The organism is Acidovorax sp. Leaf191 (genome assembly GCF_001424425.1).
Classification (GTDB): domain Bacteria; phylum Pseudomonadota; class Gammaproteobacteria; order Burkholderiales; family Burkholderiaceae_C; genus Acidovorax.
Genome location: NZ_LMPT01000019.1, coordinates 604,128 through 624,833, shown reverse-complemented (window position 1 = coordinate 624,833; position 20,706 = coordinate 604,128). Strand labels below are relative to the sequence as shown.

Annotated in this window: 22 protein-coding genes; 11 read left to right on the top strand and 11 right to left on the bottom strand. The window is 69.6% G+C overall.

The features are described 5' to 3' along the window. Positions 1 to 10 precede the first annotated feature (10 nt). From ASG27_RS16875 to ASG27_RS16830, 10 genes are all read left to right on the top strand, one after another. Positions 11 to 664: an amino acid ABC transporter permease gene (locus ASG27_RS16875; protein ID WP_056169818.1), complete on the top strand. Its 654-nt coding sequence runs from the start codon at positions 11 to 13 to the stop codon at positions 662 to 664. An 85-nt stretch (positions 665 to 749) separates the two neighbouring features. After that, positions 750 to 1,556 (top strand): transporter substrate-binding domain-containing protein, encoded by an 807-nt coding sequence (locus ASG27_RS16870; RefSeq protein ID WP_056418722.1) that lies wholly within the window; start codon positions 750 to 752, stop codon positions 1,554 to 1,556. 48 nt (positions 1,557 to 1,604) lie between these two features. Further along, positions 1,605 to 2,390: an amino acid ABC transporter ATP-binding protein gene (locus tag ASG27_RS16865; protein WP_056418719.1), complete on the top strand. Its 786-nt coding sequence runs from the start codon at positions 1,605 to 1,607 to the stop codon at positions 2,388 to 2,390. A gap of 81 nt (positions 2,391 to 2,471) precedes the next feature. Beyond that, complete coding sequence (locus ASG27_RS16860; protein WP_056418715.1) at positions 2,472 to 3,227, top strand: sugar phosphate isomerase/epimerase family protein; 756 nt, start codon at positions 2,472 to 2,474, stop codon at positions 3,225 to 3,227. Further along, positions 3,224 to 4,195, top strand: a complete 972-nt coding sequence (locus tag ASG27_RS16855) for a sugar kinase (RefSeq protein WP_056418711.1) — start codon at positions 3,224 to 3,226, stop codon at positions 4,193 to 4,195. Before ASG27_RS16860 ends, ASG27_RS16855 begins: the two co-directional genes overlap by 4 nt. Continuing rightward, on the top strand, positions 4,192 to 5,211 hold the full coding sequence (locus tag ASG27_RS16850; protein ID WP_082486017.1) for a 2-hydroxyacid dehydrogenase: 1,020 nt from the start codon (positions 4,192 to 4,194) through the stop codon (positions 5,209 to 5,211). The genes ASG27_RS16855 and ASG27_RS16850 overlap by 4 nt, the downstream gene beginning before the upstream one ends. Next, on the top strand, positions 5,208 to 6,290 hold the full coding sequence (locus ASG27_RS16845; RefSeq protein ID WP_056418707.1) for a LacI family DNA-binding transcriptional regulator: 1,083 nt from the start codon (positions 5,208 to 5,210) through the stop codon (positions 6,288 to 6,290). Before ASG27_RS16850 ends, ASG27_RS16845 begins: the two co-directional genes overlap by 4 nt. A 224-nt stretch (positions 6,291 to 6,514) precedes the next feature. Beyond that, positions 6,515 to 7,219 carry an HAD family hydrolase gene (locus ASG27_RS16840; protein ID WP_156370798.1) on the top strand — a complete coding sequence of 235 codons (705 nt, stop codon included), beginning with the start codon at positions 6,515 to 6,517 and terminating at the stop codon, positions 7,217 to 7,219. A gap of 129 nt (positions 7,220 to 7,348) precedes the next feature. Continuing rightward, positions 7,349 to 8,206: a DUF2189 domain-containing protein gene (locus ASG27_RS16835; RefSeq protein WP_056419154.1), complete on the top strand. Its 858-nt coding sequence runs from the start codon at positions 7,349 to 7,351 to the stop codon at positions 8,204 to 8,206. Next, positions 8,203 to 8,415, top strand: a complete 213-nt coding sequence (locus ASG27_RS16830) for a DUF2788 domain-containing protein (RefSeq protein ID WP_007859622.1) — start codon at positions 8,203 to 8,205, stop codon at positions 8,413 to 8,415. Before ASG27_RS16835 ends, ASG27_RS16830 begins: the two co-directional genes overlap by 4 nt. 30 nt (positions 8,416 to 8,445) lie before the next feature. On the opposite strand, the gene ASG27_RS26830 is transcribed toward ASG27_RS16830, so the two are convergent. The 5 genes from ASG27_RS26830 to ASG27_RS16810 form a co-directional block, all read right to left on the bottom strand. Then, on the bottom strand, positions 8,446 to 8,796 hold the full coding sequence (locus ASG27_RS26830; protein ID WP_156371529.1) for a hypothetical protein: 351 nt from the start codon (positions 8,794 to 8,796) through the stop codon (positions 8,446 to 8,448). A gap of 112 nt (positions 8,797 to 8,908) precedes the next feature. Next, complete coding sequence (locus ASG27_RS16825) at positions 8,909 to 9,610, bottom strand: DUF899 family protein (protein ID WP_056418704.1); 702 nt, start codon at positions 9,608 to 9,610, stop codon at positions 8,909 to 8,911. A 157-nt stretch (positions 9,611 to 9,767) separates the two neighbouring features. Continuing rightward, positions 9,768 to 10,871 (bottom strand): Bug family tripartite tricarboxylate transporter substrate binding protein, encoded by a 1,104-nt coding sequence (locus tag ASG27_RS16820; RefSeq protein ID WP_082486016.1) that lies wholly within the window; start codon positions 10,869 to 10,871, stop codon positions 9,768 to 9,770. Between the two features lie 5 nt (positions 10,872 to 10,876). Continuing rightward, positions 10,877 to 12,301 (bottom strand): sensor histidine kinase, encoded by a 1,425-nt coding sequence (locus ASG27_RS16815; protein WP_056418701.1) that lies wholly within the window; start codon positions 12,299 to 12,301, stop codon positions 10,877 to 10,879. A 138-nt stretch (positions 12,302 to 12,439) separates the two neighbouring features. Beyond that, entirely contained in the window at positions 12,440 to 13,120 is a 681-nt protein-coding gene (locus ASG27_RS16810; RefSeq protein WP_056418699.1) for a response regulator, read from the bottom strand. A gap of 38 nt (positions 13,121 to 13,158) precedes the next feature. Here ASG27_RS16810 and ASG27_RS16805 point away from each other — a divergent pair, with 38 nt between their 5' ends. Further along, positions 13,159 to 13,644, top strand: coding sequence for a hypothetical protein (locus tag ASG27_RS16805; RefSeq protein ID WP_056418697.1), 486 nt, complete (start codon positions 13,159 to 13,161; stop codon positions 13,642 to 13,644). A 26-nt stretch (positions 13,645 to 13,670) separates the two neighbouring features. On the opposite strand, the gene ASG27_RS16800 is transcribed toward ASG27_RS16805, so the two are convergent. The 6 genes from ASG27_RS16800 to ASG27_RS16775 form a co-directional block, all read right to left on the bottom strand. Continuing rightward, positions 13,671 to 14,684, bottom strand: coding sequence for a Bug family tripartite tricarboxylate transporter substrate binding protein (locus ASG27_RS16800; protein WP_056169784.1), 1,014 nt, complete (start codon positions 14,682 to 14,684; stop codon positions 13,671 to 13,673). 106 nt (positions 14,685 to 14,790) lie between these two features. Further along, a complete protein-coding gene (hpnE, locus tag ASG27_RS16795; RefSeq protein ID WP_056418694.1) occupies positions 14,791 to 16,110 on the bottom strand; it encodes a hydroxysqualene dehydroxylase HpnE in 1,320 nt (439 codons plus the stop codon). A 37-nt stretch (positions 16,111 to 16,147) separates the two neighbouring features. After that, complete coding sequence (gene hpnD, locus ASG27_RS16790) at positions 16,148 to 16,987, bottom strand: presqualene diphosphate synthase HpnD (protein ID WP_056418691.1); 840 nt, start codon at positions 16,985 to 16,987, stop codon at positions 16,148 to 16,150. Positions 16,988 to 17,327: 340 nt separating this feature from the next. Next, positions 17,328 to 18,230 (bottom strand): amino acid ABC transporter substrate-binding protein, encoded by a 903-nt coding sequence (locus ASG27_RS16785; protein ID WP_235504066.1) that lies wholly within the window; start codon positions 18,228 to 18,230, stop codon positions 17,328 to 17,330. A 187-nt stretch (positions 18,231 to 18,417) separates the two neighbouring features. Next, positions 18,418 to 19,836 carry an L-serine ammonia-lyase gene (locus ASG27_RS16780; protein ID WP_056419148.1) on the bottom strand — a complete coding sequence of 473 codons (1,419 nt, stop codon included), beginning with the start codon at positions 19,834 to 19,836 and terminating at the stop codon, positions 18,418 to 18,420. A gap of 438 nt (positions 19,837 to 20,274) precedes the next feature. Then, on the bottom strand, positions 20,275 to 20,661 hold the full coding sequence (locus tag ASG27_RS16775) for a RidA family protein (RefSeq protein ID WP_156370796.1): 387 nt from the start codon (positions 20,659 to 20,661) through the stop codon (positions 20,275 to 20,277). Positions 20,662 to 20,706 lie beyond the last annotated feature (45 nt).

Genomic DNA, 20,706 nt, shown 5'->3' with positions numbered 1-20,706 from the left:
AAATCAAGTCATGCGTACCTTCGGACTCTCCGAATTCCTCTTCATCGTGCAGGCCGCGCAGTGGACGCTGGCGCTGTCGGCCATCGCGTTCGTGGGCGGCGCGCTGCTGGGCCTGGTGGTGGCGCTGTCGCGCACGTCTGAAAACGCCGTGGCGCGCAATGCGTCGCGGGTGTTCATCCAGGTGTTTCAGGGCACGCCGCTGCTGCTGCAGCTGTTTTTGATCTTCTTCGGCGCTCCGGTGCTGGGCCTGGACATCAACCCCTGGGTGGCGGCGGGTGTGGCGCTGGTGCTCAACAGCGCGGCGTTCCTGGCCGAGATCTGGCGCGGCTGCATCGAAGCGGTGCCGCGCGGCCAGTGGGAGGCCGCGCAGGCCCTGAACCTGAGCTACATCAACCGCATGCGCTTCGTGGTGCTGCCGCAGGCTTTCAAGATCGCGCTGCCGCCCACCGTGGGCTACACGGTGCAGATCATCAAGGGGACATCGCTGGCCGCCATCATCGGTTTCACCGAGATCACGCGGGCCGGGCAGATCATCAACAACGCGACCTTTCAGCCGCTGCATGTGTTCACGACCGTGGCGGCGCTGTACTTCGTGATCTGCTGGCCGCTGTCGCTGCTGGCGGCGCGCATGGAGCGCAAGCGGGCCCGGGCGCTGGCGCGCTGACGGCAGCGCCGCCAACGCCAACAGCGCCTTCGTTCATACATTGCTTTTTTATCTCTCGTTCATAACCACTACCAGGAGACATGCCATGACCTTTTCTCTGCACCGCCGCACCGTCACCACCGCCTTGGCCGCACTGGGCCTGGGCGCCGCGCTCACGGCGTTTGCGCCACCGGCCTCGGCACAGTCCGTGGCCGACATCAAGAAAAAGGGTGAGCTCACCATCGGCATGCTGGTGGACTTTCCGCCCTACGGCACGACCAACGCGCAGAACCAGCCTGACGGCTACGACGCCGACGTGGCCAAGCTGCTGGCCAAGGAGCTGGGCGTCAAAGCCAACATCGTGCCCGTCACCGGCCCCAACCGCATTCCGTTTTTGCTGACCAACAAGGTCGACGTGCTGGTGGCGTCGCTCGCCATCACGCCCGAGCGGGCCAAGCAGGTGCAGTTCTCGCAGCCGTATGCGGCCGCCACCATCGTGCTGTACGGCAAGACCGGCAGCGCCATCAAGAGCGCGGCGGACCTGAAGGGCGTGCGCGTGGGCGTGGCCCGTGCCAGCACGCAGGATGTGGCCGTGACCAAGGCCGCGCCCGAGGGCACAGAGATCCGCCGCTTCGACGACGACGCATCGGCCATGCAGGCGCTGATCTCCGGCCAGGTCGATGCCATCGGCTGCTCGGTCACCGTGGCAGCACAGATCGCCAAGCGCGTGCCCGCCAACACCTTCGAGAACAAGTTCAACCTGCTGCAGCAGGCCATGGGCATCGCCCTGCGCCCCGGCCAGGACGAACTGACCAAGGCCGTGAACGACTTCGTGGCGCGCAACACGGCCAATGGCGAGCTGAACAAGCTGTATCAGAAGTGGCTGGGCGCGGATCTGCCCAAGCTTCAGTAATCCATATCGCTTGAGCGTGAGCCCCAGCCACCCCAGGAGCCTTTGACAATGACGGACGCAGCCACGACGACGACCACCGCCGGTGCACCCCCCATCATCACGATGGAGGGTGTCAACAAGTGGTACGACAGCTTTCAGGTGCTGACCGACATCGACCTGTCGGTGCGCGCCGGCGAGCGCATCGTGATCTGCGGGCCGTCGGGCTCGGGCAAGTCCACGCTGATCCGCTGCATCAACCGGCTGGAGACGGTGCAAAAGGGCCGCATCGTGGTCGACGGCATCGAGCTGACCGCTGGCGGCAAGAACGTGGACGCGGTGCGTGCCGAGGTGGGCATGGTGTTCCAGCAGTTCAACCTGTTCCCGCACCTCACCATCCTCGAGAACTGCACGCTGGCGCCCATGCGCTCGCGCGGCATGGGCAAGGCGGAAGCGGAAGAGGTCGCCATGAAGTACCTCACGCGGGTGCGCATCCCCGAGCAGGCGCACAAACACCCCAGCCAGTTGTCGGGCGGGCAGCAGCAGCGCGTGGCCATTGCCCGCGCGCTGTGCATGGCCCCCAAGGTGATGCTGTTCGACGAGCCCACGTCGGCGCTGGACCCGGAGATGGTCAAGGAAGTGCTGGACACCATGATCGGCCTGGCCGAGGACGGCATGACCATGCTGTGTGTGACGCACGAGATGGGCTTTGCGCGCAGCGTGGCCGACCGCGTGATCTTCATGGCCGAAGGAAAAATTCTGGAGCAGGCCTCGCCTGCGCAGTTCTTCGGCCAGCCGCAGCATGAGAAGACCCGCCAGTTCCTGGGCCAGATATTGAGCTCGCACAACGCCCACTGAATGGGCTGAGCGTTGGTGGCGCAAGTCCCGACAGACGCCAAGCCCTGTGAAAGCCCGATCCACGGGCTTGAAAGAACACCCATGAAGGTATTGATTTCCCTGTCCTCCTTCGGCGCCGCCGAAACCGGGCGCCACGGCCAGCTGTGGTGCACCGACCTGGCCCGCCAGGCGGGCGCCGACGGCGTGGAAGTGCGCGGCGAGCTGCTGCGCGATGCCGCCACCGAGCTGCCCGCGCTGGCCGGCCGGGCCGCGGTGTACTCCAGCCCCGAAGGGCTGTGGACCCACGACGGGCTGCTCGACGAGGCAGCCCTGCAGCGCGGCATGCATGCATCGAAGGTGCTGCAGGCGCCACGGCTCAAGATGTCCATCGGCGGCTTTGGTGCGAGCTTGCAGACATCTCAGACATCGCTGCAGCAGCTGAAGGCGCTGCTGGCAGCGGCCCCGCAGGTGGAGCTGGTCATCGAGAACGACCAGACCGCCACGGCCGGCACCCTGGCCGCCCTGCAGGCGTTCTTTGCCGCGCAGGCGCAGGCCGGGCTCGACCTGGGCATGACCTTCGACATGGGCAACTGGCACTGGCAGGGCGAATGCCCGCTGCAGGCCGCGCAGGCCCTGGCGCCCCATGTGCGCTACGTGCACTGCAAGGGCGTGCAGCGCCTGCCGGCCAAGTGGATCGCGGTGCCGTTGGCCGAGTCGGTGGCGCCCTGGCGCGCCGTGCTGCGCGCGCTGCCGGCCGATGCGCCGCATGCCATCGAATACCCGCTGGTGGGCGACGACCTGGTGGCCGTCACGCGCGAGCAGGTGGACTTCATCCGTGCCGTGCGAGGTGCTGCATGAGCGACGCTGTTTCCAAATCCGGTAACACCGCATTCGACGTGGCGCTGTTCGGCGAGGCCATGCTGCTGCTGGTGGCCAACGAACCCGGACCGCTGGAGAACGCCACGGGCTTTCACAAGCGCACCGCGGGGGCCGAGACCAACGTGGCCATTGGCCTGGCGCGCCTGGGCCTGAAGGTGGGCTGGGCCAGCCGCCTGGGCACCGATTCCATGGGCCGCGCGCTGCTGGCTGCCATGCACGGCGAAGGCATCGACTGCTCGCACGTGGTGTGCGATGCGGCCCAGCGCACGGGCTTTCAGTTCAAGGAACGCGTGACCGACGGGCGCGACCCGCAGGTCGAATACCACCGCAAGGGCTCGGCCGCCAGCCAGATGGGGCCGGCCGATGTGGACGAGCCCTGGCTGCGGTCTGCGCGCCACCTGCACGCCACGGGCGTGTTCGCGGCCATCTCGGACACCAGCCTGCAGGCGGCCATCCGCACGCTGGAGGTCACGCGCGCCGCGGGCCGCACCATCTCGTTCGACCCCAACCTGCGCCCCACGCTCTGGGCATCGCCCGAGGCCATGCGCCACTGGATCAACACCCTGGCAGGCTATGCCGACTGGGTGCTGCCGGGCCTGGAAGAGGGCGTGTTCCTGACCGGCGAAACCACGCCCGAAGGTGTGGCGCGCTTCTACCGCGAGCGCGGCGCGAGGCTGGTGGTCGTGAAGCTCGGGCCCGAGGGCGCCTACTACGACAGCGACGTGGCCGGCACCGGCCGCGTGCCCGGCGTGCCCGTGGCCCAGGTGGTGGACACCGTGGGCGCGGGCGATGGCTTTGCGGTGGGCGTCATCAGCGCACTGCTCGAAGGCTTGCCCGTGCCCGCGGCCGTGCGCCGCGGCGCCTGGATTGGCGCGCGGGCAGTGCAGGTGCTGGGCGACACCGAAGGCCTGCCCACGCGGGCGCAGCTGCAGGAGGCCGGCCTGTGAACGCGCCTGCATCGGCGGTGCAGGGCAGGCCTGAGCGCAAGAAGGTGCTGGTCTTTCGTGAACTGCCGCCCGACCAGTTGGCACGCCTGCAGGCCCTGCACGACGTGACGGTGGCCAACCCGCGCAAGCCCGAAGAGCGTGCACTGTTCGACGCAGCGCTGGGCCAGGCGCAGGGGCTCATCGGGTCGAGCTACCCCGTCGATGCCGCGCTGCTGGCGCGGGCGCCCCGGCTGGAGGTGGTCTCCAGCGTGTCGGTGGGCGTGGACAACTACGCGCTCGGCGCACTGCAGGCACGCGGCATCGTGCTGTGCCACACGCCCGGCGTGCTGGACGAAACCGTGGCCGACACCATGTTCGCCCTGCTCATGGCCACCAGCCGCCGCGTGGTGGAACTGGCGCAACTGGTGCGCGAGGGACGCTGGACGAAGAACATCGGCGAAGACCTGTTCGGCAGCGATGTGCATGGCAAGACGCTAGGGTTGCTGGGCTTTGGCCGCATCGGCCAGGCCATCGCGCGCCGTGCGGCGCTGGGCTTTGGCATGCCCGTGGTCTACCACGCGCGCCGGCCGGTGGACCTGGCCGCCACGGCGCCTGAACTGGTGGGCAAGGCTGCGCACTTGCCGCTGGCCGAGCTGCTGGCGCAGTCCGACTTTGTGGTGGCCATGCTGCCGCTGTCTGGCAGCACGCGGGGCCTGGTCAACGCCGACGTCTTTGCCGCCATGAAGCCCGGCGCCATCTTCATCAACGGCGGGCGCGGCGCCACGGTGGTGGAGCAGGACCTGCTGCACGCTCTCGACCACGGCACGCTGCGCGCAGCGGGCCTGGATGTGTTTGCCACCGAGCCGCTGCCGCTCGACTCGCCCCTGCGCACCCACCCGCGGGTGACGCCGCTGCCGCACATCGGCTCGGCCACGCACGGCACGCGGCACGCCATGGCCGTGCTGGCCACCACCAGCTTGCTGCAGGCGCTGGCCGGTGAGCGGCCCGCCACCGTGTATAACGCCGCGCAAGCATGACCTCACCGACACCCGCACCATCCGCGACACCCGGCACGCCCCGCGCCCGCCCCACCATCGCCGATGTCGCGGCCGAGGCCGGCGTGTCCAAGGCCACGGTGTCGCGCTACTTCAACCACCGCGAGCGCCTGCTCAGCCCCGACATCGCAGCCCGCGTCGAGGCCGCCATCGCCAAGCTGGCCTACGTGCCCAGCCCCATGGCCCAGGCGCTCAGCCACGGCCGCTCGCGCCTGATCGGCCTGGTGGTGGCCGACATCACCAACCCCTACTCGGTGGCCGTGCTGCGCGGCGCCGAAAAGGCGTGCCAGGATGCAGGCTACCTGGTGATGCTGTTCAACCTGGGCAACGACCGCGAACGCGAGCGCGCGGCCATCGATGCGCTGGCGAGCTACCAGGTGGACGGATTCATCCTCAACACGCTGGGGCAGGGCGAGGGCCTGGCCGACGTGAACACGCTGCACGGCAAGCCCGCGGTGCTGGTGGACCGCCGGCACGCGGGCCTCGACGCGGATTTTGTGGCGCTGGACAATGAAGCGGCCATGCGCGAAACCTGCGCGCACCTCGTGGCGCAGGGCTGGCAGAGCCTGCTGTATGTCACCCAGCCCCTGCAGGGCGTGAGCTCGCGGCTGGAGCGCACCGCGGCGTTTCGGGCGTGCATTTCGGCGCAGGGTCCAAAGGTGCGGGGCGAGGTGCTGGAGATCGACGCGCAGCAGGGCGAGGACGCCCTGGCCCGGGCGCTGGCGGACTTTCGCGAACGTGCCGGTGCAAACGTTGCAAACGTTGCAAAGGGGCGCTGCGCCGTGGTGGCCGGCAACTCGGTCGTCACGTTGCGCGTGGCGGCGGCGGTGGCAAGGCTGCAATGGACCTTCGGGCAGGAGCTGGGCTTTGTGGGTTTCGACGACCCCGAATGGGCGCCGCTGATTCGCCCGGGGTTGAGCACCGTGGCCCAGCCGACCGACGCCATCGGCCAGCGCGCCGCCCAGTGCCTGCTGGAGCGCATTGGCGGGCTGCAGGGCGCCGTGCGTGAGAACCTGCTGCCGGGCACGCTGATCGTGCGGGGTTCGTCACTGGGCGTGTGATCGGGATTGGCGGTCCGTCATTCGATGGCATACCGCCTACCCGGTACCAGCCTGTCCGTACCACCGCCCCATACCGTTCACCCCATGCCGTTCGGGCTGAGCTGGTCGAGGCCTCGCACCGCGCAGTCCATCCGCCGCAGCAAATCGCTGCGTTATGCTGTGCCATCGCAGTCCGGCCCCCGCCGGGCCCTCCACCCACGCTGATTTTCTGCAGGTGCGCCCCCGTGCTGACTCCCTCCCTGGACATCCCCCGCATCCGCGCCATCACCATCGACCTGGACGACACGCTGTGGCCCATCTGGCCCACCATCGAGCGGGCCGAAGCCGTGCTGCTGCAGTGGATGACCGAGCACGCGCCCGCCACGGCGCGCCTGTTTCAGAGCACCGAGGCGCTGCGCGCCATCCGCAACCAGATGGTGAACCTGCGGCCCGACCTGCAGCACGACCTGAGCGCGCTGCGCCGCGAATCCATCCGCCTGGCACTGACCCAGGCGGGCGACGATGGCGCACTGGCCGAGCCTGCGTTCGATCTGTTCTTTGCCGAGCGCCAGCGCGTGACGCTGTTCGACGATGCGCACGAGACGCTGGCCTTCCTGTCGTCGCGCTACCCGGTGGTGGCGGTGTCCAACGGCAATGCCGACATCCACAAGGTGGGCATCGGCCATTACTTCAAGGACAGCCTGAGCGCGTCGGTGCTGGGTGTGGCCAAACCCGATGCACGCATCTTCCAGGCGGCTGCGAAGGCCGTGCAGGTGCAGCCGCACGAGGTGCTGCACGTGGGCGACGACGCCACGCTGGACGCCCGCGGCGCCATGGATGCCGGCATGCAGGCCGTGTGGCTCAACCCCGCCGAGGCCGCCTGGCCTTACGACACGCCGCCGCACGCCACGGTGAGCAGCCTGACCGAACTGTGCCGGCTGCTGGCGTGACGCTGTAGCTGCGCCGTCAATGCACCATGCCCCGCGCGACGGGGCATTTTCTTGTCCCAGGTCAAGAACACGCCAGACGCCGTATCCGCCGCCTTGATCGCGGTCACCGGCCCGGCCACACTGCAGGCCATGCCGCGAAACCCCCCTGACCAGCCTGCCTTGCCTGCCGTGCGCACCATCGGGCTCATGCAGCCCATGACCTGGCTGGTGCTGGCCTGGCGCGACATGGCCCGCGCGGGCTGGGTGAGCTTTGTGCATGGGCTGGTGCTGGCACTGTTCGGCGCCGCGATCTTGGCGGTGGGCCACCACCGCTTCTGGCTGCTGGCCGGGGCGCTGTCGGGCTTTCTGGTGGTGGCGCCGGTGCTGGCCACCAGCCTGTATGCGCTGAGCCGCGCTCTGGAGCGGGGCGAGCCCGCTGACCGGGGCGTGGTGCTCAAGACCTGGCTCCACTGGCAGAACCACCACGTCAACAAGTGGGGCAGCGACTACTGGTGCATGCTGCAGTTCGGCGCGCTGCTGGCACTGGCGGCCACGGGCTGGGTGATGACGTCGGCAGCGCTCATCACGCTGCTGGCGCCGGTGCCCATCGCCACGCCGCTCGACTTTCTGCGCCATGTGGTGCTGGCCCGCGAGGGCTGGCTGTTCGAGATCTGGCTGGCGCTGGGCAGCCTGATGGCGGCGCCGATTTTCGCGTCCAGCGTGGTCGCCATGCCGCTGCTGCTGGACCGGCGCGCCACGCTGCGGCAGGCGGTGCTGACCAGCTGGCAGGCCGTGCTGTGCAACCCGCTGCCCATGGCGTTCTGGGCGGCGCTGATCCTGGGCTTCACGCTGCTGGGGCTGGGCTCGCTGCTGCTCGGCCTGGTGGCGGTGATGCCCATGCTGGGCCACGCCAGCTGGCATGCGTACCGGGACCTGGTCGATGCGTCGAGCCTGCCCGAGCGGGATGCCGCCCCCAGTGCAACACGCGGCGGCGGGGTGGCACCGTGATCTTCGGCTTCACCGAGGCGCAGATCTCGGGCTTCTTTCTGACCTACGGCGTGGGCGCGTTCATCGCGTACATGCTGTTCATCATCGGCCAGCTGGCGTGGGAGTCCAAGGCCGGCCGGTTCGGCACCTTCGTGCTCTTCCTGGGGCTGGGCGTGGGCTTCATCGGCTTCCTGGCCAAGGTGGTGATCCAGTGGTGGCTTGAAAGGTAGGCCCACCCTGCACCCCATCGCAGGCTGTGCTCAGCCGACCCGGGGCCTGCGCAGTGCGGCGCGCACCGGCCGGCTGGAGGACGGGCTCTGGGTGGATACATGCCGATGGTGTGCCTGGCGCGCGGCCTGCCGCAACAGCCCGGCCGTCGCGGCCACCCGCGGCTGGGCAGGGCCCCGCCATCCTTGGGGCGCAGGCCAGTAGGCGCTGGCGGGCAGCCCGTCGGCATGCACTGCGTGCCGTGCCAACTGGCTGGTGCGGGGTGCCCACCAGCCCGCGCCCAGGTGCGACTGCGGTACCTGGCCGCGCGGTCGTTCACGGCGGCGGCCGGGCGGGCCGTGGAGCCTTGCCAGGGTGGGGGGCAGGTAGCGAATTCTTGGCATGGCGGGTGCGGGCTCCGGCGACTTAGTGCGGTGCCGGTGGTGGGGTGGTGTGGCAAGCGAGGGGCCGGTGAACGGCGGGTGGACGGTGGCTGAGGGCAGGCAGTCAAGTTCGCTAGTAGCTGAGCTTGGGGTACCAGTCCGTGCCGCGCCCTTCGGGCGTCAGGTCCAGCAGCGACCACAGCGCAGCGATGTCCGGCGCGTCGCGCGGGTCCTGGCCGGGGTCTGCCATCTCACGCGTCATTTCGCTGGCCCAGAACAGGCGCACCTCGCTGCCTGTGCGCTGGAACACGATGAGCGCCGGGTACTCGCTGCCGTCCGGCAGCAAGATCCCCAGGTCCTGGGCGTAGTCGTCTCCCACGGTCTGTACAAAGCGCAGGTCCCGCCAGCCGCGCTCCTGCGCAAACGCCAGCTGGCGCTCCACCGGTGAGCGGCCCAGCACCTTCAGGGCCGCCTTCTGCTGCACGTCGGCGGCATTGCCGTTGACCGCGCCCAGCCAGTTGGTGCACATGGGGCAGGGGCGCTCGCGCTGCGGCCCGTACATCCAGAAGTAGGTGATCAGGGCGGTCTTGTCGCCGAACAGGTCGGCCAGGCCCAGATCAGCCCCATGCTCGTCCTTAAAGCGGTAGTCCTTGCGGATCACCGGGCCGGGTGGCAGGGCGCGCCGCTGCTCGGCCACGCGCGTCATGTGCCGGCGCAATTCGATCTCGTCGGCCAGCAGGGCGCGGCGCGCTGACTCGTACTGCGGCGATGCGCCAGGGAAGGGGGTGTGGGCGTGGCGGGCCAGTTCGGTGGCCGGCGTCAGATGGTCGGACATGGGCGTCTCCGGTGGTCGGCGTGTGCGTGGGGCTGTCTGTGCTTGCAGCCTCGCCCGGTGCGCCCAGGCGGCAGGTAGGAAAAGCCTGTAGTGCCGTGCAGGCGCAGTCCTTCAGGGCTGCGGCTGCGCAGCGCCACGCCGCCGCCGCTACACGGCGTCAGCGCACCCAGGTCCGCAGGCCGAGGTCCTCCGCCAGGCGCCGGTAATCCGCCAGGCTGCGCTGCACGAAGGCCTCGAGGTCTGCGCCCGTGAGCGCAAAGGGGTACAGCCCGTACTGGGCGCACAGGGCGGCATAGCCCGGGGCGGCCAGGGCGTCGTGCAGTGCCGCCGTCCAGGCGCGCACCGCGGCGTCTGGTGCGCTGGCGGCCATGTACACGCCCCGGACGGTGGGCCAGACCAGGTCCACGCCCTGCTCGCGGGCCGTGGGCAGGCCCAACAGGTTGCCCGCCAGCCGCTCTTTCGACAACACGGCCAGCACGCGCAGCGGTGCGCCCTGTGCCGCGGCCTGCATGGCCTCGGCCGCGTCGCCGGTGAAGACGTCGATGTGCCCGCCGCGCAGGGCCTTGAGCGCCTCGCCGCCGCCCTCGAACGACACGAAGCGCATGCGCTTGTGGTCCTGCCCCGCAGACCGCACCAGCTGGGCGGCCTTGATCCAGTCCTGGCTGCCCAGCGTGCCGCCCGCGCCGAACACGACGCGGTTGGTGTCGCGGCGCAGCGCAGCGGCCACGTCCTGCAGGCGCTGGTAGGGCGCATCGCGGTGCACCGCCACCACGCCGTAGTCGGTGCCCAGCGTGGCGATCCAGCGCACGGCGCTGACGGGGTGCGGGCCGAACCGGCCCTGCGCGATGTTGAGCAGCGACCCGCTGGAGAAAGCCACCAGCGTGCCGGGCCCGCCCAGCCGCCCGGTGGCCACCTGGTCGAACGCCAACGCGCCGATGCCGCCGGGCAGGTAGCGGGTGCGCAGCGGCGTGCGCGTTGGCCGCACGGCCTGCAGCGCCTGCCCGGCCAGGCCGCAGGTCAGGTCGAACCCTCCGCCGGGGCGTGACGGGGCGATGCATTCGGCGGGCTCGGTGGAGGCGTCGGCCACCGCCGCCAGGGCCGGCACGGCACCGACGGCGCCTGCTCCCGCAGCCAGCGCTGCGACCAGCACCTTTCGGCGGCTCGGCAGCGCGGTGGTATCGCCCGGGTTCGGCCCGCCCCAGGATGAAAACGGCGTCCTCGCGGGCAGCGAATCCGACGGGGTAGGGAGCGTGGGGGCCATATCTTTCATGAACGTGGCCACCAGAGTATGGCCGAAAGGCCTGGTCCGTCGCTGCGCGCCTCCAGCCGCAGGCGGCCGCGGTGGCGCTCGGCGATGGAGCGGGCGATGGCCAGCCCCAGGCCCGATCCGCCGGCCACGGCCTGCGAGCCGCGCCGGTAGCGGTGGCCCAGCGCGTCGCGCTCTTCGGGCGACAGGCCGGGGCCGTTGTCTTCCACGCTCAGGCTCCAGCCCAGGCTGTCGCCGGCGGCCGACACCGTGATGGTGCCGCGCTGCGGGGTGTAGGCGATGGCGTTCGCGGCCAGGTTGGTCAGCGCCTCGCGCAGCAGGCCGCTGTCGGCCACCGCGGAGATGTCGGCCGTGGCGGTGTGGATGCCGAAGTCGATCTGCTTGGCGCGGGCCTGGGGCAGCAGCTCCAGCGCCACGGTGCGCAGCAGCGCGGCCAGGTCGCACGGGGCCAGGTCCACGGCGGCGGTGTCGCTGCGGCCCAGGGCGAGCAGTTGCTGGGTGCTGCGCGTGGCGCGCGCGATCTCGTTGCCCAGGGCCGCCAGCGTGTCTTGCACCCGGGCCGCGTCGGGCTCGCGGCGGGCGTAGTCGATCTGCATCTGCAGCGTGGTCAGGTGCGTGCGCAACTGGTGCGATGCGTCGTCCAGAAACTGCCGCTGCTGCGCCACCAGGCCTTGCGTGCGGCCCATCTGCGCGTTGACGGCGGTGACCAGCGGGCGGATGTCGGCGGGCAGGTCATCGCCGGCGATGGGCGTCATGTCGTCGGGGCTGCGGGCCTGGACCTCGCGGGCCAGGCGGGCCAGGGGACGCAGCGCCAGGGCCAGCGTGGCCCCTGTGCCCAGCACCATCAGCGCCAGCACCAGGCCGTCGCGCAGCGCCGCGCGTCGCACGAAGCGGCGGGTGAAGTCCTGCCGCGACTGCGTGCTTTCGGCCACCTGCACCAGCACGCTGGCGGACTCAGGGGGCGACGCGGTGGTCGCGCTGGGGTTCGAGCCCGTGGCTGCGGCAGGCCCGTCCACCGCGCGGCGGTACGCGGCCAGCCGCACCGACTCACCGAAGTAGGTGGCGTCGTAAAAGCGCGGCACGCCGGTCTCCAGCGCGCCCGGCGGCAGGGGCAGGTCGGCGTTGCCCAGCTCCACCAGCCCATCGGACGATGCCACACGAAAGTACACGCGCCCGCTGGCCGTGAGCTCAAAGAATTCGAGCATGGTGTAGGGCAGCTCGGCCGACAGGCCGCCGGACGCGGTGGAGATGTTGGCATCGATGGATTTGAGCGCCCCCAGCAGCGACCGGTCGTACGCCGCGTTGGCGGCCTCCAGCGCGTCGTGCCGCGTCATCCACAGCTCCACGCCGGTCACCACCGCCAGCAGCGGCAGCAGCAGGCAGGCGAGAAGGCGCCAGAGGCTGGCACGGCGAAGGCGCTGCATCAGGGGCACAGCGACGCCCCGTGATGGCGATCAGCAGCAGCCGTCGATGCGCGCGCAGTCCCTGCGAGCGCCACCGTGGATCTGGCTCCGCCAGTCCACCGGTGGCGTCCCCCCCCAGGGGGGAAGACGCGCAGCGGCTCAGGGGGGAACATCACCAGCCTCCAGCGCATAGCCCAGACCCCGCAGCGTGACGATGCGCACGCCGCTGCCGTCGAGCCGCTTGCGCAGGCGGTGCACGAACACTTCCACCGCCTCCGGGTGCACGTCTTCATCGCCCACGAACACGCGGTCCAGGATCTGCTGCTTGGAAAACGGCTCGCCGCTGCGCTGCACCAGCACCCGCAGCACGCCCTGCTCGCGCGGCGACAGGGCCAGCGGCTCGCCGTGCAGCACGAACTGCTTGCGGGCAGTGTCGTAGGCCAGCGGGCCGCAGGCCAGGCGTGGTGGGTCGGTGCCGCGCGCGCGGCGCACCAGCGCGTGCAGCCGGGCCTCCAGCTCGGCCAGCTCGAACGGCTTGGCCAGAAAGTCGTCGGCCCCCGCGTTGAGCAGCCGCACGCGCTCGTCCAGCGAATCGCGCGCGGTGAGGATCAGCGTGGGCAGCCGCTGGTCCCGGTCGCGCAGACGCTGCAGCACCGCATGCCCGTCCAGGCCCGGCAGGCCCAGGTCCAGCACCAGCGCGTCGTAGTCGTCGTGCTGCTGCAGCGACTTGTCGGCCACGCGGCCGTCGCTCACCCATTCGACCTGAATGCCCGCATGCTCCAGCGCCCGGCTGAGCCAGGTGCCCAGGCTGTGTTCGTCTTCGGCCAGGAGGATGCGCATGGGTGGGATGCTAACGCGGCACCTTGAAACCGCAGCCCATGAAAGCCGAGACCGGACATACTCTGTCGATCACGGCGCAGGAGCAGCGGATGGGCAAGGAAGACGGATTGGTATCGAAGGTTCGGCGGCGCCAGTCGGCGGTACCGGGTGAGGTTGACACCGCGACCTGGTGGGCATCGGGCCTGGTGTTCCGCGCTGCCTGCAGCCTGTTGGGGCTGGCGTGCGGGTTGGTGATGGCGCTGTTGATCGTCGCCGTAGGGATGAGCATCGGTCAGTCTTTTGCGCAGATGCAGTCGTTGTTGCTCGCTGGTGCGTTGGCCGGCGCCGCAGGCGGTGCGGCAGCGCCCGAGATGCTGATCAAAGCCATCGCGGGCCTGTCGTATTTTCTGATGGGGTGGATCGCGGCCTGGGGCGGTGGTGAACCGCCCGAGGCGCCGCGCAACGATGGCTGGTTGACGGCCTGCGCCGTCTTCGGTGCGCTGTATGCGGTGGCGCTCAGCATTCTCTGGACTCTGCTGCGTTGAGGCCAGGGCACTGCCAAGGCCCCGGGTCAGTCTGGTTTTACCTGCGCGCGCTTGAGCACCTTTTGCCAGCGCGCCTGCTCGGCCGCGATGAACTGCGCGAACTGTGCGGGCGTGCCGCCGATGGCTTCGGCGGCGTCGCCGTTCAGGCGCTTGAGCGAGTCGGGCGCCTTGACGGCCTTGGCGGTTTCGATGGCCAGTTTGTCCAGGTGTTCCTTGGGCAGGGTGGCCGGGGCCAGCATGCCGTACCACTGCGTCATCTCAAAGCCCGGGAAGCCCTGCTCGGCCACGGTGGGCACGTCGGGCAGCTGGGGCAGGCGCTGGGCCGAGCCGGTGGCGATGCAGCGCACCTTGCCCGACTTGATGAAAGGCAGCAGGGCCGCGGCGCCCACGGCGGCGGCGTCGAGGCGGCCCGAGAGCAGGTCGGTCATCATGGGGCCGGTGCCGCGGTAGGGCACGTGCAGCATGAAGATCTCGGCAGTCATCTTGAGGTATTCGAACGCGAGGTGGCCCGCGCTGCCGTTGCCTGCCGAGCCGTAGCTGAGCTTGGCGGGGTTCTTCTTGGCGTAGGCGATGAACTCCTTGAGGTTCTTGGCCGGCACGTCGGGGTGCACCACGTACAGGCTGGGCACCTTGGCCAGCAGGCTCACGGGCTTGAAGTCCTTGTTGGCGTCGTAGGGCAGCTTGTCGAAGATGTAGGGGTTGACGGCCAGCGTGCCGATGTGGCCCAGGATGACAGTGTGCTGGTCGTCGGCGCGCGCCACTTCCGACATGGCGATGTTGCCGGCGGCGCCGGGCTTGTTGTCCACGAACACGCTCTGGCCCAGCGTCTTGGTCAGCTCGGCCGCGGTGGAGCGCGCCACGATCTCGGAGCTGCCGCCCGGTGCAAACGGCACGACGAAGCGGATCGACTTCGCAGGCCAGGCGGCCTGGGCCGACGCCAGTGTGGGCAGCATGCCGCCGAGCGCCAGGGCGCCGCCAGCGCCCAGCAGGTGGCGTCGGGTGGGGTGCAGGTGGTGGGGGAATTGTGGGTCGATGGGCATGTGTGTCTCCGAGAAAGCCAGGTAGGCATGACAGAACGCGATGGTGCGCGCTGTGGGCTTTCGGAATGCTGTCAGTCGGCCTGGGGTTTTCCCGGGGGCGCGGCCGTCAAACGCTGGCCGCCACCGCAGTGCCGCTGAGCACCGCGCCTTCCAGCGTGGCGGGGTAGGGGCCGTCCACATAGTCGCCGCAGGCCGTCAGGCCGGGCAGCACCTGCAGACCGGGGCGCGCCAGGCCGGGAGTGCAGGCGAAGGTGGCTCGTTTTTCCACCACGGTCTGCACGGGCTGCAAGGCGCTGATGCCCAGCTGCACGGCGGCTTGCTGCAGCACCTGTTGCTCGATGTGAGAGCGCTCGCCGTCGCTGGCGCTCACCACGAAGGCCAGCAGCCCGTGCTGGCCGTCCAGCTGGCCGCGGTCGAAAACGAACTGCGCGGGGCTGTGCGGCGTGCTGCGCAATGCCAGCATGGGCTGGGGCAGGCGTGCGCCTGGGGCATGGGCGTAGACCGTAGTGATGGCCTCAAAGCGCAGGGCGCCTGCCAACGTGCTCCACGGGCGGGCACTCGCCAAACCGGCCTCACCGGCGACAGCCGCCACGAGCCTGCCGGCCTCCCACGATGGGCATGCAAGGGTCACGTGGTCGAACACGTCGGGGGCGTCGTCAGCGGCACCCAAGAGGCCGGCCGCGCCGATGACCTGCCAGCGTCCGCCGGGCTGCGGCTGCAGCCGCAGTGCACGCTGGCCGGTGATGACCTGGTGGCGACCCTGGGCCTTCAGCCAGCGCACTGCAGGCTCGGGGAACAGCGCGCCCAGGTCAACGCGTGGCAGCAGCAGGTTGGAGCCGCCGCGCCCGCTGAACAGGCTGTCTTGCAGCACGCGCAGAAACACCTGGCCGCTGGCCTGGTGCGCGGGGGTGTTCAGGGCCGACACACACAGCGGGTCGATGAACTCGGCCATCAGGCGGGGCGTGAGCGGCGCGCACAGGTCGGCCACCGAGGTCGCGGGCGCGCAGCGGAAGCCCTTCAACTGCCACGCGGTGGCCGTGCGCAGCAGCGCCAGCTTGTCGCCAAGGCTCCAGCCCTTGGCACGCACGATGCCCAGCAGCGCATCCAGCGGTGGCGGCAGGTCGGGCAGCTGCAGCCCCTGGCCGTCTGGGAACTGCAGCGTGAGCGGCAGGCGCAGCAGCGCGGTGCTGGCGTCCACCCCCACCAGGCGCATCAGGCGCAGGCTTTCAGCGTAGGCGCCGATGAGGATGTGCTGGCCGTTGTCGAGCGTGGCAGCCTTGCCCCCTGGCAGGGTGGCGGGCACGGCACGCGCCCGGCCGCCCACGGTGCGGGCGGCTTCGAACACCGTGACATCGCGCCCCGCCTGCGCGTGCGCGATGGCCGCAGCCATGCCGGCCCAGCCGGCGCCGATGACGGCGACTTTCATCTCAGTACTTCCAGTCGTTCAGATGGAGGGGACGCGCTCACATCCTGCCCAGGGCCTGCACCTTCCACGCCAGCCAGAACTTGCGCAGGGGGGTGAGGCGGATGCGCTGGTGCAGCACCTGGAAGTTTTCGTGCTCGATCTCGCGCAGCAGCGTGCGGTAGATGCTGGCCATCATGAGGCCGGGCTTTTGCGCGCGGCGGTCGGCAGCGGGTAGCAGGGCCAGGGCCTCGTCGTAGAGGCGGTGCGCACGCTCCGCCTGAAAGCGCATCAGCGCGGTGAAGCGGTCGGAATACGTGCGCTTCAAGATCTCGTGCGCCTTCACGTCGAACTGCTGCAGTTCGCTGACGGGCAGGTAGATGCGGCCCATCATGGCGTCCTCGCCCACGTCGCGGATGATGTTGGTGAGCTGGAAGGCCAGGCCCAGGGTGTGGGCGTACTGCGTGGTGCGCTCGTCGGTCTGGCCGAAGATGCGCGCCGTGACTTCGCCCACGATGCCTGCCACCAGGTGGCAGTAGCCCTTGAGGCCTGCAAAGTCGAGGTAGCGCGTCTGCTCCAGGTCCATCTGGCAGCCGTCGATGACGGCCTGCAGGTGGCGTTGCTCGATGCCGTATTCGGCCGTGTGCGGCATCAGCGCCTGCATCACGGGGTGGGTGGGCTGGCCGGCATAGGACTTGGCCACTTCGGCCTGCCACCAGGCGAGTTTGGTGCGGGCCACGCCCGGGTCGGAGACTTCGTCCACCACATCATCCACTTCGCGGCAGAACGCGTAAAACGCCGTGATCGCGGCGCGGCGCGGGGCCGGCAGGAACAGGAAGGCGTAGTAGAAGCTGCTGCCCGAGGCCACGGCTTTTTGCTGTACGTATTGCTGTGGGGTCATGGGGTGAGATTGTCCCATGGGCCGACGCGGCGGCTGGTGAGCCAAATTGCCGGCAGCCCATGTTCTCGTGGGAAAGGGGCGGTGCCAGAGACAGGATGCGTTCTGCTCGGTGGCGGAGGCTTTGTGAAGGTGGCCGACCGTTTTCGGTTCAGCGCGCAGCCCACGAAACTGGCACGCTCCAAGCGAGGGCACCCGTGGAACTGGCTTGGCCAGGCCACCGGGTGCGTCCCCCTCCGGGGCTGAGGCCTGCGGCTCCAAGCCTGCCTGCGCAGGCTTGGACAGGCCGAAGAGGCCGTGCCTCTGGCACTGCCACGGAGGCGCGAAGCGACTCAGGGGGGCTTCAGAACGCGATCTGCTCCACCCCGATGTCGCTCGGCCGGCGCAGGGCTTCCTTCATGAAGACGCTCATGGGCAGCAGCGTGCCCTGTTCCGAGCTGAACCATTTCTTGTACAGCGCGGTCAACTCGCCGTTCTGGATCATGCGGCGGGTGACGCGGTCCACGAGTTCCTTGAACTTGGGGTCTTCGCGGCGCAGGCCGATGCTGTAGGGCTCGACCGAGAGGCGCTTTTCCAGAAACTGGTACTCGTCCATGGACTTGCCCAGGCGGGTGAGCGGAATCCAGATGCCCGCGTCGTCAGCGAACGCGGCGTCGGCGTCGCCCTTGACCAGGGCGTTCACTGCGTCGAGCGTGCTGTCGACCGGCACGTAGTTGAACTTGCGTGCAAAGGTGCGCTCGTTGGCCTTGAGCAGGTTTTCGTTGGTGGTCTTGCCCTGCACGGCGATCTTCTTGCCCTGCAGGTCGTCCAGCGTCTTGATGCCGGAGGTCTTCTTCACCAAAAACGCGGACGACGCCACGAAGATGTGGTGGCTGAAGGCGATTTCCTTCTGGCGCGCGGCGGTGTTGGCCGTGCCGCCGCACTCCAGGTCCACCACGTTGTTCTTCACGTCGGTGATGCGGTTCTTGCCGTCCACCAGCAGGTAGGTCAGCTTGAGGTCGGGCCGCTTGAGCTCTTTCTTGATCTCTTCAAAGATCTGCAGGCAGATGTCCACCGTGTAGCCCTGTACCTTGCCCGAGTTGGCGTCCTTGTACGAGAACGGCAGGGACTTTTCGCGGTGGCCCAGGCGCAGTTCGCCCGCGCTGGCAATGCGGCCCAGGGTGTCTTCGGCCCAGGCGGGTGCGGCGGCGGCGCACGCCAGAGCGGCCATCAGCGCCCACGGGCGCAGCATCGAGGAGATTTTCATGAAGGAGACCAACGGAGGAAGAAGAAGCAGAAGAAGCAGAAGAAGCAGAAGAAGCAGAAGAAGCAGCGAAGCTGTGAACGGCGCCGCAGGGCGCCTGATGGGACACCCTGCGCCCGAGTGGCCGGTATGCTGAGCGCGGATTGTGTACCGGCGCCGCGTCAGTTGTATGCGTGGCCGGTGGCGGGCGTCAGCATTCCACAACATTCACCGCCAGGCCGCCGCGCGAGGTTTCCTTGTATTTCACCTTCATGTCGGCGCCGGTCTGCATCATGGTCTTGATGACCTTGTCGAGCGACACCACGTGCTGGCCGTCGCCGCGCAGCGCCATGCGGGCGGCGTTGATGGCCTTGATGGCACCCATGGCGTTGCGCTCGATGCAGGGGATCTGCACCAGGCCGCCCACGGGGTCGCAGGTCATGCCCAGGTTGTGCTCCATGCCGATCTCGGCGGCATTCTCGATCTGCTCGGGCGTGCCGCCCATCACGGCGGCCAGGGCGCCTGCGGCCATCGAGCAGGCCACGCCCACCTCGCCCTGGCAACCCACCTCGGCACCTGACAGGGACGCGTTTTCCTTGTAGATGATGCCGATGGCGCCTGCGGTGAGCAAAAACGTGGCGATGCCGTCCTCGTTGGCGGCGCTGCCTTCCCGGGCGCCTTGCAAGAAGTTGACGTAGTAGTGCAGCACCGCCGGGATCACGCCCGCGGCGCCGTTGGTGGGGGCGGTCACGACGCGGCCGCCCGCGGCGTTTTCTTCGTTGACGGCCATGGCGTAGAGGTTCACCCAGTCCAGCATGGACAGCGGGTCGCGCAGCGCGGCCTCGGGGTGGGCCTTCAGGTTGCGGTGCAGTTCGGCCGCGCGTCGGCGTACCCGCATCGGCCCGGGCAGGTGGCCGGTGCTGGCGCAGCCGCGCTGCACGGCGCCGGCCATGGTGCGCCAGATGGCCAGCAGTTGGCGCCGCACCTCGGCGGCGCTGCGCCAGTGCGCTTCGTTGACGGCCATGAGTTGCGCCGGCGTGAGGCCGGTGGCCTGGCACTGGGCCAGCATTTCGGCGCCGGTGCGAAAGGGGTGGGGCAGGCCCTGCGCGTGGCCGGCGCTGCCGGGCTGTGCACTGCCGGCCTGGTTCAGCACCCGTTCACCAGCGGCGTCGATGACGAAGCCGCCGCCCACCGAGTAGTACTCGCGCTGGGCGATCTCCGTGCCCTGGGCATCGAACGCGTGAAAGCACATGCCGTTGGGGTGCAGGGGCAGGCTCTTGCGGCGAAAGAGCAGGTGCTCCTTCTCGATGAAGGGCACGGTGCGCTCGCCCAGCAGGTTCAGCGTCTGGCTGGCCCGGATGGCGGCGATGGTCGGGTCGATCTGGTCGGGGTCGATGGTGTCGGGCTCAAAGCCCGCCAGGCCCAGCAGCACGGCCTTGTCGGTGCCGTGGCCCACGCCGGTGGCTGACAGCGAGCCGAACAGTTCGACCGCAATGCCCTGCACCGCGGCCAGGCCCGCGCCGGCCTGCAGGTGGCACGCAAACTGCCGCGCCGCGATCATGGGCCCCACGGTGTGGGAGCTGGACGGGCCGATGCCGATCTTGAAGAGGTCGAAAACGCTGACAGACATGGTGGTATGCGGGTGTCCGGGTAGGTCCGGGTAGGGCCGAGGCTGCGTGGATGCCATGCCGGGCATGGAAAGCAGCGGTGGCGCGGGTGGCGCCACCGCCGGTCTGTCTGTCTTTGAGAACAGGGTCTGAAACAACATCCTTCGTACCGCCAGCGCTCTTGGTGCTGGAGTGGGCGCGAGGCTAACTGCGCCGGGGCTGGCCGGCACACGCGCAAACCCTGAGTGGGGCGCAGGCGTTCCGCCGGATGCTGTTGGCGCATCCCATCAAAATGTCAAAAATGATAGCGGCTAGCGCTTTCCAGGAGCGCGGTAGCGGCGGTTTTTGATCAATATTTCCAGCGCAAATCGGCCGCCGAATGGCCGCGCTTGCCGCCCATGAATGTTTCTTACAGTCGGCCGGCGGGGGCGCTGATCGGTCGTTCAGCCGTCAGCAGCCGGTCAGTCCGCCGGGGTGGCGGGCCGGGCGACCACCAGGGCCATCCCCAGGTCGGCGTGCGGCGTGGCGCCGGGTGGTTGCCGCACCAGGCGCGCGCAGCCAGAGCGGCGTGCGGCCCAGGTGCGCAGCAAGGCCTCGACCGCCGGGCAGGCGGCAGGCTCGCGCACGAAGACTTCGCACGACACCATCCGGTCCAGGCTGGCGCCGGCCTCGTGCACCAGGCGCTCCGTGGCGGCCAGCACCTGGGCGAACTGGCGCTGGGCCTCCTGTGGGCCCGCGCCGGCCGGTGCGGACCCTGCGATGTACGCCACGCGCACGGACAGCGCACCGGGCGTATGCCGCACGCCCACGCACAGCGGCATCCGGGCCGCGCTTGGGGGCAGGAGCATTGCGATGCCCGTCATGCAGCAGGGGCCCGGGGCGTGGCTGCCGGC